This is a genomic window from Aurantimonas litoralis (assembly GCF_026153195.1).
GTDB classification, from domain to species: Bacteria; Pseudomonadota; Alphaproteobacteria; order Rhizobiales; family Rhizobiaceae; genus Aurantimonas; species Aurantimonas coralicida.
The window spans coordinates 63,003-75,936 of sequence record NZ_JAPFBM010000011.1 but is presented as its reverse complement, the minus strand read 5'-3'; the positions used below and the strand labels follow the sequence as shown (position 1 = coordinate 75,936).

Sequence of the window (12,934 nt, the reverse complement as noted above, 5' to 3'; positions counted from 1 at the left end):
GAATTAGGGAAGAAGGCGTCTACAAATCTAGCCGCTATTCACCTCGACGGCAGGAAGTCCGTCGCTCAGCACCGCGATGAGGATGGCAACCATCTGACGCCCGCCGTCAGGTGCAGTGCCGAGCTTGCGCCGGACGCGCTTGAGGCTCGCTGGCAGGATCCAGTCTTTGAACGGCGCGCCGTTGCGCAGGGCGCCGGGCTTCCTCGCCAGAACCGGCACATAATGCCAGGGATCGTAGATCGTCTGGTTCCGACCGAAGCAGCGGGGGTGTTCACCGACAACCCGCCCGTCCTGACGTAGCTCGATGCGATCGGCATAGGCGCGGATCTCGACCGGGCGTCCGACGGCGCTGGCGGCGACGGAGTAGCGATTGTTGTCGAAGCGCACGAGACAGGTCTTCGATACCGATGCCGGCACCGCGTGGAAGCCGTCGAAGCGACCGCAATAGGAGACAAGCTTCGGCCGCTCGGCCTCGAACACCTCCCAGACCGTCCTGTCGCGGAACTCGGGATGGCGATGGGCCTTGGCGAAGGCGATTGTGCGGTCGAGCACCCAGGCGTTCAACTCCTCATAGCTCTTCACCCGCAGACGCGGCGCAAAGAAGCGCTCGCGCACCAGGCCGACTTGGTTCTCGACCTGACCCTTCTCCCAGCCCGATGCCGGTGTGCAGGCCACGGGCTCCACCAGGTAATGACCGCACATCTGGAGGAAGCGTCTGTTTTAGGCGCGCTCGCGACCGACAAAGATCCTCTCCACCGCGGTCTTCGTGTTGTCGTAGATGCCGCGCGTGCAAGCGCCTTTGAAGAAGGCGAAAGCCCGGTCGTGGGCGTCGAACACCATCTCCTGGCTCTCGCGGGGATAGGCCCGCACGAACAGCATCCGCGAGTGGCAGAGCCGAACGTGGGCGACCTTCACGGTTACGTCGTGCCGTTGATCAGAACGACCTCGTGGCTCCAGTCGAACTGGTAGGCCTCCCCCTGATCGAAGCTGAGTGGTACGAAGGCCGAGGCCGTCAGTGAGGATTGATCGCGTTGCCAGCCACGGGCGTAGCGGCGGACCGCATCATAGCCGCCCTCGTAGCCCAGCCCGCCCAACTCCTCGAACACCCGGATCAGGGTCAGGCGTTCTCGTGCCGGTCTCGCGTGGAAGGCATAGAGAGCACCATTCCCGGGTACGCGCCGAATTTACCGCTAGTAGGTTATGTTATGCTTCAGCCCCGCCTTCCACCCCGAGTCCCCGTGCGCCATTCAACAGCCCGGAACGATGGGAGGGGTGTCGGCGCGAGAGTTTCGTCCGTTTTCTAACTTTCAGGAGCGCATTTTATCGTCGGGTCATGACAACATCATCCGACCTTACCACGAAGAGCAACCCCCGCGCGGCATCTGTGCGTATCGCAGGCCTTTCTCGCTGCAGGGCGAGGCGGCAGTTCACCCACGACCAGCGGCGCGGACCGCAGCCCAAATATGTTGATAGCGCTCGAACGCATCTCAATCGCGTTCTGATCGAGCCGAGATCAATTCGAGATATCACTGCGGAGGTCGAAGTGCTCAGGCAGGCAGCAGGCCGCAAGCGTTGTCTTCGAGCCGACGCGGCGGTTGTCACTGCCGGGATCGTGACGTTGGGGATCGAAGCTCAGAACTTCTTCGCCGGGCAAGTCATAGCCGTTCAAGACGCGATGATCCGCGCTGCCGTGACAGCCGTCGCCGAACGGCTGCATACGACGGTCGAGAGCCTTGTGATCCACTGTGACGAGAGCGCTCCGCACGCGCATTTCGCGCTTCGCGCGGTAACCCACGACGGAATGCCAGTCAGCAAGATTGTCGACCGCTCCGTAACGTCTGAACTCCAGGACATTCTCTTCGAGACATTCGGGCTATACCTTCCGGGTATCGAGCGGGGCAATCGCAAGATTGATCGCATATCCGCGGGCGCTAACCCCAGCGAGACAATCAATCGAACGGTCCGAGAGCTGCATCTGGATTTGCCAATCGAGCGCGATCTCCTTCTCGAGGAGAACAATGCATTGCACGCGGAAAACGCCGCATTGTGGGCGGAACACGCTGTATTGCGCGACGAGAAGGAGGCCCTCGCAGCAGCCAAACGAAACCTCTCCGCTGAGGTTGAGGAAAAGCAGCGAGAACTCGCTGATCTTGGCAAGCGGAACGAGATTGCTCGAGGCGAAGCCTCCGACGCCAAACAACGTATCACAGCTGCCGAGGCAGTCGTTCAGCTTCAGCAGAAGGCGTTAAAGGCTTTGAAAAGCGAAGGGCAGCGCGAACGTGACGCTCAAGCGCGCGACCGTGATCGAGTTAATAATCTCGCACGGGAGCACGACTCTCTCCGACTCGGGATTGAGAAGTGTATCGACGGGACGTTCAAGATCGCTTTCGAAGTCGACGGCACGGCTCATATTGTCTGGGGTCAAAATCGAATGAATCGAGCGCAATGGGCTGCGATTAAGCCGCAGATCACACCTGGACTGCGGCTTCTTCTCCCGCTTATCGCCTCCGTCTGTCAGATCCCGGTCGGCGGCATGCTGGGTCACGACGGCGAGCATGCCGGGCGAGGTTTCCAACCCGGTAACAAGTGATCAATGACGTGCTCCCCCTTCGGAGCATGGCGGACGCCCTGGACCGTGATGCGCCAGCGGGGCTTGCTCTTCAGTGAGCTGGTGCACCGGTCGCGGCCCGGATCCGCCAACAGACAAGCATGCTCAGCGCGTCCTGCCGACCGGGCCGCTCGGCAACAGGACCGGGGATTGGGGGCTACAGCATAGGGAACCCGATGGAGGCCTTGGGGGTGCGGCAATCGAATTGGCACTCAGGTTTCGGAAATCACCCCAGTTCCGGATCGATCGTGTCCTCCGTGGCCTCATCTTGTTCCGCCTTTGTCGGGCTCTCGAGATTGGCGCCAACTCGACGACTGCTTGGGGTCGATAAAGGTGACATGATCTATCGAGATCATCAATGAAGAGGTGCGTTCCGAGCGGTCCAGCCACCGTCGATCCGCCGTCGACGCGCTCTGTGGACGGCAACCGAGTTGGATCTCCCTGATGACGATGCTGGGTGTTCTAGACTTAGCCTGCAACGCCCAGAACCCGGTTCGCATAGAACCCCGCCCGCTCATCGGCACGGCCAAGCGGGTTTGAAACGATCCGTGTGTGTCCAACCCTGTAGTCACGGGCCGCATGGATATGCCCGTGGATCCAGATCCGTGGCCGCCACGTCTCGATCGCAGGCTCGAGGTCCGACGCGTAACAATGGTCCAGCGGGTCGTGCGGCAGCGCCAGGGAGCGCAGGCTCGGCGCATGATGCGTGACCACGATCGTACGACGTGGAACGATGTCACCGGCGAACGCGTCGGCGAGGAACCGGCACGAGGCACGGTGCCAGGCGAGCGTCGTCGCCGGCGTGATCCGCCGCGAGCGCCGGGTCGACGAGATGCGGTGGATGAAGCGGTAGTCGTTCATCCCACGTCTTGCTGCCGCATGGGCCTGCGCGCGGCTGACGTGGTTGTGCGACCGCAGATCGGTCCAGAGCGTTGCGCCGAGGAATGTCAGGCCATTGATCGTCGCGGCCTCGTCGGACAGGAGCGTGATCCCGAACCTGGCGGCCAGGTCGCGACCGGCCTGAAGCTCGTCCTCGACGGTGAAGCCATACGGCGAGCCATCGCGGTACCAGTCGTGATTGCCGGGGACATAGATCGTCGGCACGCCGGCAAACCGCTCTCCCAGCCATTTGAGCGAGGCCGTCAGCCTGCCGGCGCAGTCGCCCGCAACGATGGCAATGTCGAACGCCGCGGTGATCTCGCTCGCCGGATCGAAGGAGCGGCCGCCGTCATTCTGGTGAAGGTCCGACAGGACGAGCAGCCGTGTCATGCCGGCCCTCCATGGTCAGGATCCATGAAGCCGTGGTTCCTTGCGAACTCTGCGAGCGCCGCCCGTCCGAGAACACGCCGTTCGAGGGCAAGATCGGCGAGCGCCTCAATCGCGGCCCGGTGCCGTCGCACGAGAACGATCGTCTCGGCATAGAGCCGTGCCAGCCGACGGTGGACGGCCGCGCCGTCGATCTGTGCGCCATGCACGAGCGTGCCGCCGAACCCGAGGGAGGTCTCCGCATTCGCAACGATGCGGGTCACCTGGGCAAGGTCGGAACTGGCAGAGCCACCGGCTCCTGCCGAGGGCGAGCCAAGAATGACCTCTTCGGCGGCACGACCGGCGAGCATGCAGACCGCCTCCCTGACGACATCACCGGGGAGCCCCTCGAACGACGCCTCCGAATCATCTTCCATGTTATGCACGATGTTATGCAGTTCGGGCTCTGTCGAGTCCGAATTCGCGCAAACTGGCAAGCGATTGCAATTACTTAGGTAGCTTTTGGTGGGCCCGGCAGGACTCGAACCTGCAACCAAGCGGTTATGAGCCGCCGGCTCTGACCAATTGAGCTACAGGCCCGCCGGGGATGGGCGTAGCGCAAAGGCTGGCGCCACTCAAGCGGGAGCGCGGTAGGCCGGTGATGTGGTGAGGGTTCTGCGGGCGCCTGCAGATGATTTCGTGTTGACGCCGCAATGCGACCATAGAAGAGCGGTCCCTGTCACCTTCCATCAACGGAGAGTCAGCGTCCATGAACCGCCGCTTTAGTCCCCTGATCGCCACCCTGATTCTCGTCGCTTCGCCGGCCGCCGCGCTGGCGCAGGCCGGCGGGCCGCAGCCCGCCACAGAGGCGGCCGCGCGCACCCTCGTCGTGACAGGAACCGGCGAGGCCCGGGCGAGGCCCGACGTTGCCATGACCAGTTTCACCGTGCTGCGCTCGGCCAAGACCGCACGCGAGGCCCTCGACGCGGCCAATGCCGCGATGCGGGAAGTGACGTCCGGCATGCGGGCGCTCGGCATCGCGGACCACGACCTGCAGACCTCCGGCTTCTCGATCAATCCGCAATATCGCTACGACAACCAGAATGACGGTACCCAGAAGCCGCCGGAGATCGTCGCCTACGAGGTGCGCAACAGCCTGACCGTGCGGGTGCGCGACATTGCGAAGCTCGGCGAGATCCTCGACCGGGCGGTGACGCTCGGGGTCAATCAGGGCGGCGAGATCAGTTTCGACGTCGCCGAGCCGCAGGAGGCGCGCAATGCGGCGCGGCAGGAGGCGGTTGCGGACGCCATGGCCACGGCGAAGGTGCTCGCGGAGGCGGCGGGCGTGACGCTCGGCCCGGTTCGCGAGATCAGCGAAAGCGGCGGTCAGATGCCGCCGCAGCCCATGGGCCGGTCGATGAAGATGATGGCGGCGGAGGCGGCGCCCAGCGTTCCGGTCGAGACCGGCGAGAACAGCTTCGATGCCAGCGTGCGCATGGTGTTTTCCATCGCCGACTGACACGCCGCGGTCCGCGCGGCGGACAGGGCAGCGGCCCCGCCCCGGCATCTTCCGGGCGCGGAGGCCGAGAGGGTCAGCGGCGGCGGAAGCTGATCACCGGGCAGCCGCGCTCGCGGGCAAAGCGGACCACGGCGCGGTGGCCGCGCGAGTGACCGGCGACGACGACGGCGCGACGGTTGGCCCGGCGGACATGGGCCCGGTGGACGCCCATGTTGCGTGCCTTGCGCACGGCGCGGCGCGGCGAACAGGCGACACGGCCGTGGTGGCCGCGGCGGACATGGCGCACGGGCTGGGCTGCATGGCCGGAGCCGATGGTGACGCCGAAGCGCAGGCCATCGGCGGCGGCCGGGGCGGTGGCGGTCGCGACACCGCCGGTGGCGAGCGCGGCAACGACACAGATCGAGCGGGCGAAAGACTGGAACATCGGGGCGTCTCCTCTTTGGGGTCCGGCGGGCAGACACGCCGCCTGGACCGCATTGGCCGAAGTCCGATCGCAAGGCCGCCGGACAGCGTGCGGCGGAAGGAGCGATCGCCTCCCCGCCCGTTCGGCAAGGAGTGACCCGAGATTAGGAGAGCGGGACTGAACGCTGCCGGAACCGGCCGTTCATCGACGGTTCAGCCGGCATCCGCCAGGATGGCGCGCATCCAGAACTGCATGGTCTTGTCGGTCTCGGCCGCCTCGCCGAGATCGCGCCACGCCATGGTCGCCGTCAGGCCAGGCACCGGCCGATAGCCGCGCTTGTGCCAGAAGTCGTCCAGCGGCCGGTAGTCCGCGGGCCGCGCCGGATGGTCGACGGGCCGCTCGACGGCGCAGAAGGCAGTGACGGCAAAGCCCTGTTCGGCCGCGGCCGCCTCACGGCCGTCGAAGAAAAGGTGGCCGATGCCCCTACCCCGCCATTGCGGATCGAGGACCGATTCGCCGAGATAGAAGATGCCGGCCGGGTCGATGCCGTGGGCGGCGAAACTCGCGGCGAGCTGCGGCTGGTGATCGCCCAGCGGCGCCGCCGTCGCGGCACCGACGAGCCGGCCGTCCCCTGCCCGTGCGGCGACGATCACCGCCCCCGGCGAGGCGGCATAGGTGGCGAGGTAGCGCCGCTCGTAGTGGCGGTCGCCCTCATAGAGATAGGGAAAGGCGCTGAAGACGGAGATCCGCAGACCCGCCAGCTCGTCCAGCACGGCCTCGGCGGCCGCGCCCTGCAGCGTTGCGACCGACAGGCCCCCGGTATCGTCCCGCGTCATCGCGCCGAGACAGCCGCGATCCAGGCCTTGAGATTGTAGTAGGTGGTCACCCGCGTGATCTTGCCGTCGTCGATCTCGAAGAACTGGCCGGCGGGCACCGCGTAGCGCTGGCCGTTCGCTTCGGGCAGGCCCGGGGCGGTCGCCAGATATTCGCCATGGACGGTATATTCGGCGGCCGCGCGGCCGGAGTTCGCTGCGGTCATGACGACGATGTCGCTCAGCGTCTCGCGGTAATGGCGGGCCATCATGGCGAGAAAGTCGCGGAAGGCGGCGTGGCCGATCTCGCGGCCGCCCTCGTTCAAATCATGGGCGACGTCCTCGTGCAGGCAGTCGAGCATGGCGCTCCAGTCGCTGGCATTGAAGGCCGCGAGATAGCGCTCGATCAGCGCCGCATTGTCGTTCATCGGAAGGCTCCGTCGGTTGGGCTGGGTCGGTTGCGGCGGGCTCGGGTTCAGCCGAGCAGGCGCTGCAGCTTGGTCGGAAGCGATTCGATCACCGCGTCGGGCACGAAGAAGTCCGCGACCGGATCGCCGCCGCCCTCAGGTCCGTAGACCGAGAAATCGGTGACGCCCGTCTCGCGCAACAGCACCTCGTCGATGAAGAATTTGCCGGTGCACTCGCGCGACGGCCGGGTGAGGATCGCATGGGCGGCATCGGCGACGATCTGCGGCGAGCGGCTCATGCGGGCCATCTGGTCGCCGCCCAGAACGTTGCGGACTGCCGCGGTGTCGATGGCGGTCAGCGGCCAGAGCGAGTTGACCGCGATGCCGTCGCGGCGGAACTCCTCGGCCATGCCGAGGGTGCACATGGACATGCCGAACTTCGCCATGGTGTAGGCGACGTTGTTGCGGAACCATTTGGGGTCCATGTCGAGCGGCGGCGACAGGTTGAGGATGTGCGGGTTCGCCGCCGTCTTCAGATGCGGAATGCAGGTCTTCGAGACGAGGAAAGTGCCCCGCGCATTGACGCCGTTCATCAGGTCGTAGCGCTTCATCGGCGTGTCGAGCGTGCCGGTGAGCTGGATCGCCGAGGCATTGTTGATGCAGATATCGATGCCGCCGAAGCGGGCGACCGCCTGGTCGACCGCGGCCTGCACCTGGTCCTCGTCGCGGATGTCGCAGACGACGGCGAGGCCCTTGCCGCCGGCCGCCTCGATTTCCTCGACCGCGGTGTGAATGGTGCCCGGCAGCTTGGGATGCGGCGTGTCGGTCTTGGCCGCCACGACGACATTGGCGCCGTCCGCCGCCGCCTTCAGCGCGATCGCGAGGCCGATGCCGCGCGAGCCGCCGGACATGAAGATGGTCTTGTTTCGAAGTGTCAAGGTTGGCCTCCCCGTTCGCCTGACCGGCGGGACATCATCATACTCGCCGGCACGTGTCGACCGCCGCCCCAAGGGCGCGTCGGGCCGTGGCGGTCGCTCCCCGGCAGCGCGCGCTCACCCTGCCGAGGTCCGGCATCAACCGGCGAAGATCGCCTCGCCCTGCTCGTCGATCACCTGCCGCCCCTTCATCAGCGCGAAGCGGGCAGCTTCCTCCTCGCTCTGGAACAGATCGGCGCGCACCAGCCGGTGCGTTCGGATCTCGCCGTCGATGGTCCGGGTGATGGTGGCGCAGAGCCGGAACTGACCGTCCTCGACGATCGGCGTCGCGGCGATGTGGAACCCGTCATAGGTCTCTTCGGCCGCAACCCGCGCCGGCTTCGGCGCGGACGGTGCGGAACCTCCGCCGAACAGCTTCTTGAGAAAGGACATGGCTCTCCTTCGCGCGCTGGTGGCACCGGACGCATCTGCGCCGTCGACAGGAGGAGATAGCGGCCCTGCCGGTTCGGCAAGCCCGGGCGGGTGTCGGCCATATCATGGAAGGATATTGTGCCGGGCCGAGAGGGACCGTGCGGCACCAGCCTGGAGCGGGTGCAGGGCTGCCGCAAGGCAGCAGGCGGGCATCGGCGCCGCCAACGAAAACGGCGCGCCGGCCCGGATGTCCGGAACCGACGCGCCGCCGATGATCGATCAGCTGTCGAGGAAGGAGCGCAGCTTGCGCGAGCGGCTCGGGTGCTTGAGCTTGCGCAGCGCCTTGGCCTCGATCTGGCGAATACGCTCGCGGGTGACCGAGAATTGCTGGCCGACCTCTTCGAGCGTGTGATCGGTGTTCATGCCGATGCCGAAGCGCATGCGCAGCACGCGCTCCTCGCGCGGCGTCAGCGAAGCGAGGACGCGCGTGGTGGTCTCGCGCAGATTGCCCTGGATCGCCGCATCGATCGGCAGGATGGCGTTCTTGTCCTCGATGAAGTCGCCGAGATGCGAATCCTCCTCGTCGCCGACCGGCGTTTCGAGCGAGATCGGCTCCTTGGCGATCTTCAGGACCTTGCGGACCTTCTCCAGCGGCATGGCCAGCTTCTCGGCCAGCTCTTCCGGGGTCGGCTCGCGGCCGATCTCGTGCAGCATCTGGCGCGAGGTGCGGACGATCTTGTTGATCGTCTCGATCATGTGTACCGGAATACGGATGGTGCGCGCCTGATCGGCGATCGAACGGGTGATCGCCTGCCGGATCCACCAGGTGGCGTAGGTCGAGAACTTGTAGCCGCGGCGGTACTCGAACTTGTCCACCGCCTTCATCAGGCCAATGTTGCCCTCCTGGATCAGATCCAGGAACTGCAGGCCGCGATTGGTGTATTTCTTGGCGATCGAGATGACGAGCCGGAGATTGGCCTCGACCATCTCCTTCTTAGCCTGCCGGGCCTCGCGCTCGCCCTTCTGCACCATGTGGACGATGCGGCGGAACTCGGTGATCTCGAGACCGGTCTCGGTCGCCAGATTCTGGATCTCCTGGCGCAGACGCTTGATCTGCTCCTTCTCGGCCTGGACAAACTTGAGCCAGCCCTTGCCGGACAGATTGGCGATGTGCCGCGTCCAGTTGGGATCGAGCTCGGTGCCCTGGTATTCGTTCAGGAACTCGTCGCGCTTGACGCCGTGGGATTCGGCCAGCCGCAGCAGACGGCCCTCATTGCCGACCAGCCGCTTGTTGATGTCGTAGAGCTGGGCGACCAGCGCATCGATGCGGTTCTGGTTCAACGACAGGCTCTTGACCGCCGTGATCAGCTCTTCCTTGAGCTTCTTGTAGGACCGCTCCTGGCTCGGCGACAGGGTGCCCTGCGCGGCGAGACGGTTCTCGACCTGCTGGTCCTGCAGCTTGCGCAGCCGGCGATAGGCGTCGGCGATCTGGTCGAAGGTCTCCATGACCTGCGGCCGGATCTCGGCCTCCATGGCGGCCAGCGAGAGGTTGTTCTCGAGGTCGTCGTCTTCCTCGTCCTCCTCCTCGCCGGGCGCGCGGGCGCCGGTCGAATGGGGCGGGCCGTTGGGAACGCCGCTCACCGAGCCGTTGGAGCCCTCCACCGCGGGCGGCGTCGGGGTCTTGGCCTCGGGGCCGGCATAGGTCGCCTCGAGATCGACGATCTCGCGCAACATGATGTTGCCCTCGTTGAGTTCGTCGCGCCAGATGATGATGGCCTGGAAGGACAGCGGGCTCTCGCAGAGGCCCGCGATCATCGTCTCGCGGCCGGCCTCGATGCGCTTGGCGATGGCGATCTCGCCCTCGCGGGACAGAAGCTCGACCGATCCCATCTCGCGCAGATACATGCGCACGGGATCGTCCGTGCGGTCGCCGGCTTCCTTCTTGGTGGTGGTGGCGACCTGGGTGCGGCCGGTCTCGGCGACTTCGGTCGATTCGGAGGACTCGGACTGTTCCTCGTTCTCGCCTTCTTCGTCGCTCTCCACGACATTGATGCCCATATCGTTGAGATTGGTCATCATGTCCTCGATCTGCTCGGAGGTGACATCCTCCGCCGACAGCATCGAGTTGAGCTTGTCCATGGTCACGAAGCCGCGCTTCTTGGCGGCCTTGATCATCTTCTTGACAGCGTCATCCGACAGGTCGAGCAAGGGTCCATCGGGAGCACCCTCGTTCCGCTCCTCGATCGGTGCCTCGCTTTCCTTGGCCTTGATCGCCATGCGTGTCATTCTCCAATTCGCGCGTACCGCGCTGTCCGCCGTCGCGGACCGCGGACGCTGCGGTCATCTCGCCCGCCACCATGCGGCACGAGCCGTAAACTTTCGCTTAACCATAAAGCGCCGTGCCACACGGCGCTGATCAAGCAGGACGACGCCCCCAAGAAGGGGCATGTAGCGGCAATTTCAAGCGCGGAGACCGGACGATTGCCCACGACCTCATCCATATGATGAGTCAAGTGCTTGAAAGCAATGGTCTACCTGCACGCAGCGGCAGTGCTCCAGGCTGCGGGCCGTCCGTCAGAATGGTTATATGGCCTTCGCAGGCCGCCCCGACAAGGTGCCGAAGCCCTCGATCAGGGCTTCCGTGCCGTCGACGCGCTCGAGTTCGCGCTTGACCTCCATCAGATGGGCGAAGGCCGCTTCGGAGGATTCGCGGCCGAGCGCTTCCTCGGCAAGTTTCAGCTCCGAGGCCAGTGCCCGCGACCGATGATGCAGGTGCAGCGCCTGGCGAACCGCCTCGCGCGCGTCCTCCGGCGCGGCGTCCGACAGGAACGGCCAGAGCCGCACCATGCGGGCCTTGTTCTCGTAGCTCTCGAAGATGTCGCGGGCGCCGCGGGCCTGCAGCTCGGCCAGAAGCGCGTCGCGATCGGCGGGCGGGCTTTCGGCATAGGCGTCGAGGACGCAGGAGCGCAGCCGGTCGAGATCGCCCGTCGGCAGGTCGAGATCGGCGAAATAATCGAACTCCTCGTGGATCAGCGCCGGATGATTGACGAAGCCGAGGACGATGGCGATCTCGCGCAGCGAGGGCTGCGGCCCCTGCTGCGGGCGCATCAGGCTGGACCGCGCGAGGCGGTCCGAGATGGCCGAGCGCCGGCCGCCGGCCGCACCGCCGCGGCGCTGCCCGCCGCCGCGATCGTCCCTGTCCCGGCCCCCGCCCCGGTTGTCGCGACCGTCGCGGCGATTGCCGTAGCCGGCCGTCTTGGCCGAACCGCCGAAGAAGGAGCGCAGCCGCTCCTCGACGTCCTGCAGATAGTGCCGGCGTACGCTCTCGTCGCCGACCTGACGCAGCAGCGCCTTGACCCGGTGTTCGAGATCGGCGCGGCGCTCCGGCGTGTCGAAGTCGCCGCCGGCGGTCTCGCGCATCCACAGGAGATCGGCGAGCGGCCGGGCTGCGCCCTGGATCTCGCGGAACGCGTCCGGCCCGCCCTCGCGCACCAGATCGTCCGGGTCCTTGCCCGGCGGCATCAGGGCAAAGCGCAGCGACCGCCCGGGCTTCAGCGCCGGCAATGCCAGTTCGGCGGAGCGATGGGCCGCCTTCAGCCCCGCAGAGTCGCCGTCGAAACACAGGATCGGCTCGCCGGTGGAGCGCCACAGAAGGTCGAGCTGGCGCTCGGTCAGCGCCGTGCCGAGGGGCGCCACGACATTCTCGAAGCCGGCCTGCGCCAGGGCGATCACGTCCATGTAGCCCTCGACGACGACCAGCGTGCCGGCCGCCTTCGCCGCGCGCCGGGCCTGGCCGAGATTGTAGAGCACCTGCCCCTTGTGGAAGATCTCGGTCTCCGGCGAGTTCAGATATTTCGCCTGGGCCTCGGCCGACATGGCGCGGCCGCCAAAGGCGATCGGCTTGTCGTGCAGGTCGACGATGGGGAACATGATGCGGTCGCGGAAGCGGTCGTAGGAGACGGCGATCCCCTCGCCGTGGACCACCAGCCCGGCCGCCTCGATCTCGCTGCGACCGACGCCCTTGGAGGCCAGATATTCCTTCAGCCGGTTGCGCGAATTGGGCGCATAGCCGAGGCCGAATTTCTTCTGGGTGTGCGGGGTCAGGCCGCGGTCGCGCAGATAGGCGCGGGCCTTGGCGCCCTCGGGCTCCTGCAGCATGGCCTGGAAGAAGCTGCTGGCGTGGCGCATGGCGTCGACGATGGTCGCCTTGGCCGCCTCGCGCTGCTCGGCCTGGGCGTCGCGCGCCGGCATCGGCACGCCGGCCTCCGCCGCGAGCCGCTCCACCGCCTCCGGGAAGGACAGGCCTTCCAGCTCGGTCAGAAAGCGGAAATGGTCGCCGGACACCCCGCAGCCGAAACAGTGATAGCGCCCCTTGGCATCCTCGCAGTGGAAGGACGGCGTCTTCTCGCCATGGAACGGGCAGCAGGCCCAGTGGTCGCCGCGGCCCGGCTGCGACTTGCGCCGGTCCCAGGTCACACGCCGGCCGATCACGTCCGAGATCGGGATCCGGTCGCGGATGTCGTCGAGAAAGGCAGGAGAGAAGCGCATGGGGTGCCTGATACAGCCTTTGACGACCGCTTGTCATCGACTCTCG

The 12,934-nt window shown here is 66.2% G+C and carries 11 protein-coding genes, 1 tRNA gene and 1 pseudogene; 2 read left to right on the top strand and 11 right to left on the bottom strand.

Translation table 11 applies throughout. The features are described from left to right. Positions 1-42 precede the first annotated feature (42 nt). A pseudogene (istA, locus tag N7I30_RS19050) lies at positions 43-1,142 on the bottom strand (IS21 family transposase); the annotation flags it as partial. A 191-nt stretch (positions 1,143-1,333) separates the two neighbouring features. On the opposite strand from istA, the gene N7I30_RS19045 reads away from it, so the two are divergent. Continuing rightward, complete coding sequence (locus N7I30_RS19045; RefSeq protein ID WP_498640848.1) at positions 1,334-2,590, top strand: plasmid recombination protein; 1,257 nt, start codon at positions 1,334-1,336, stop codon at positions 2,588-2,590. Positions 2,591-3,076: 486 nt separating this feature from the next. Here N7I30_RS19045 and N7I30_RS19040 read toward each other — a convergent pair whose 3' ends face one another. The 3 genes from N7I30_RS19040 to N7I30_RS19030 form a co-directional block, all read right to left on the bottom strand. After that, positions 3,077-3,877, bottom strand: a complete 801-nt coding sequence (locus tag N7I30_RS19040) for a metallophosphoesterase (protein ID WP_498640847.1) — start codon at positions 3,875-3,877, stop codon at positions 3,077-3,079. Beyond that, positions 3,874-4,410: a hypothetical protein gene (locus N7I30_RS19035; protein WP_498640846.1), complete on the bottom strand. Its 537-nt coding sequence runs from the start codon at positions 4,408-4,410 to the stop codon at positions 3,874-3,876. The genes N7I30_RS19040 and N7I30_RS19035 overlap by 4 nt, the downstream gene beginning before the upstream one ends. Then, positions 4,377-4,453 (bottom strand) — tRNA-Ile (locus N7I30_RS19030). The genes N7I30_RS19035 and N7I30_RS19030 overlap by 34 nt, the downstream gene beginning before the upstream one ends. A 169-nt stretch (positions 4,454-4,622) precedes the next feature. Between N7I30_RS19030 and N7I30_RS19025 the strand changes: the two genes are divergently transcribed. Further along, the gene (locus N7I30_RS19025; protein ID WP_024351275.1) at positions 4,623-5,372 is read left to right on the top strand and encodes an SIMPL domain-containing protein; all 750 of its coding nucleotides are present in this window, start codon (positions 4,623-4,625) and stop codon (positions 5,370-5,372) included. Between the two features lie 73 nt (positions 5,373-5,445). On the opposite strand, the gene N7I30_RS19020 is transcribed toward N7I30_RS19025, so the two are convergent. The 7 genes from N7I30_RS19020 to dnaG all read right to left on the bottom strand — a co-directional run bounded on the left by N7I30_RS19020 (position 5,446) and on the right by dnaG (position 12,888). After that, positions 5,446-5,796 (bottom strand): hypothetical protein, encoded by a 351-nt coding sequence (locus N7I30_RS19020; protein WP_024351276.1) that lies wholly within the window; start codon positions 5,794-5,796, stop codon positions 5,446-5,448. A 191-nt stretch (positions 5,797-5,987) separates the two neighbouring features. Then, complete coding sequence (locus N7I30_RS19015; RefSeq protein ID WP_491391880.1) at positions 5,988-6,611, bottom strand: GNAT family N-acetyltransferase; 624 nt, start codon at positions 6,609-6,611, stop codon at positions 5,988-5,990. Continuing rightward, positions 6,608-7,015, bottom strand: a complete 408-nt coding sequence (locus N7I30_RS19010; RefSeq protein WP_024351278.1) for a ketosteroid isomerase-related protein — start codon at positions 7,013-7,015, stop codon at positions 6,608-6,610. Before N7I30_RS19010 ends, N7I30_RS19015 begins: the two co-directional genes overlap by 4 nt. A 47-nt stretch (positions 7,016-7,062) precedes the next feature. After that, the gene (locus N7I30_RS19005; protein ID WP_024351279.1) at positions 7,063-7,932 is read right to left on the bottom strand and encodes an SDR family oxidoreductase; all 870 of its coding nucleotides are present in this window, start codon (positions 7,930-7,932) and stop codon (positions 7,063-7,065) included. Between the two features lie 135 nt (positions 7,933-8,067). Next, positions 8,068-8,361, bottom strand: coding sequence for an HlyU family transcriptional regulator (locus tag N7I30_RS19000; RefSeq protein ID WP_491373335.1), 294 nt, complete (start codon positions 8,359-8,361; stop codon positions 8,068-8,070). Between the two features lie 258 nt (positions 8,362-8,619). Next, the gene (gene rpoD / locus N7I30_RS18995; protein ID WP_024351281.1) at positions 8,620-10,617 is read right to left on the bottom strand and encodes an RNA polymerase sigma factor RpoD; all 1,998 of its coding nucleotides are present in this window, start codon (positions 10,615-10,617) and stop codon (positions 8,620-8,622) included. Positions 10,618-10,923: 306 nt separating this feature from the next. Next, complete coding sequence (gene dnaG, locus N7I30_RS18990) at positions 10,924-12,888, bottom strand: DNA primase (RefSeq protein WP_491391587.1); 1,965 nt, start codon at positions 12,886-12,888, stop codon at positions 10,924-10,926. Positions 12,889-12,934: the final 46 nt, after the last annotated feature.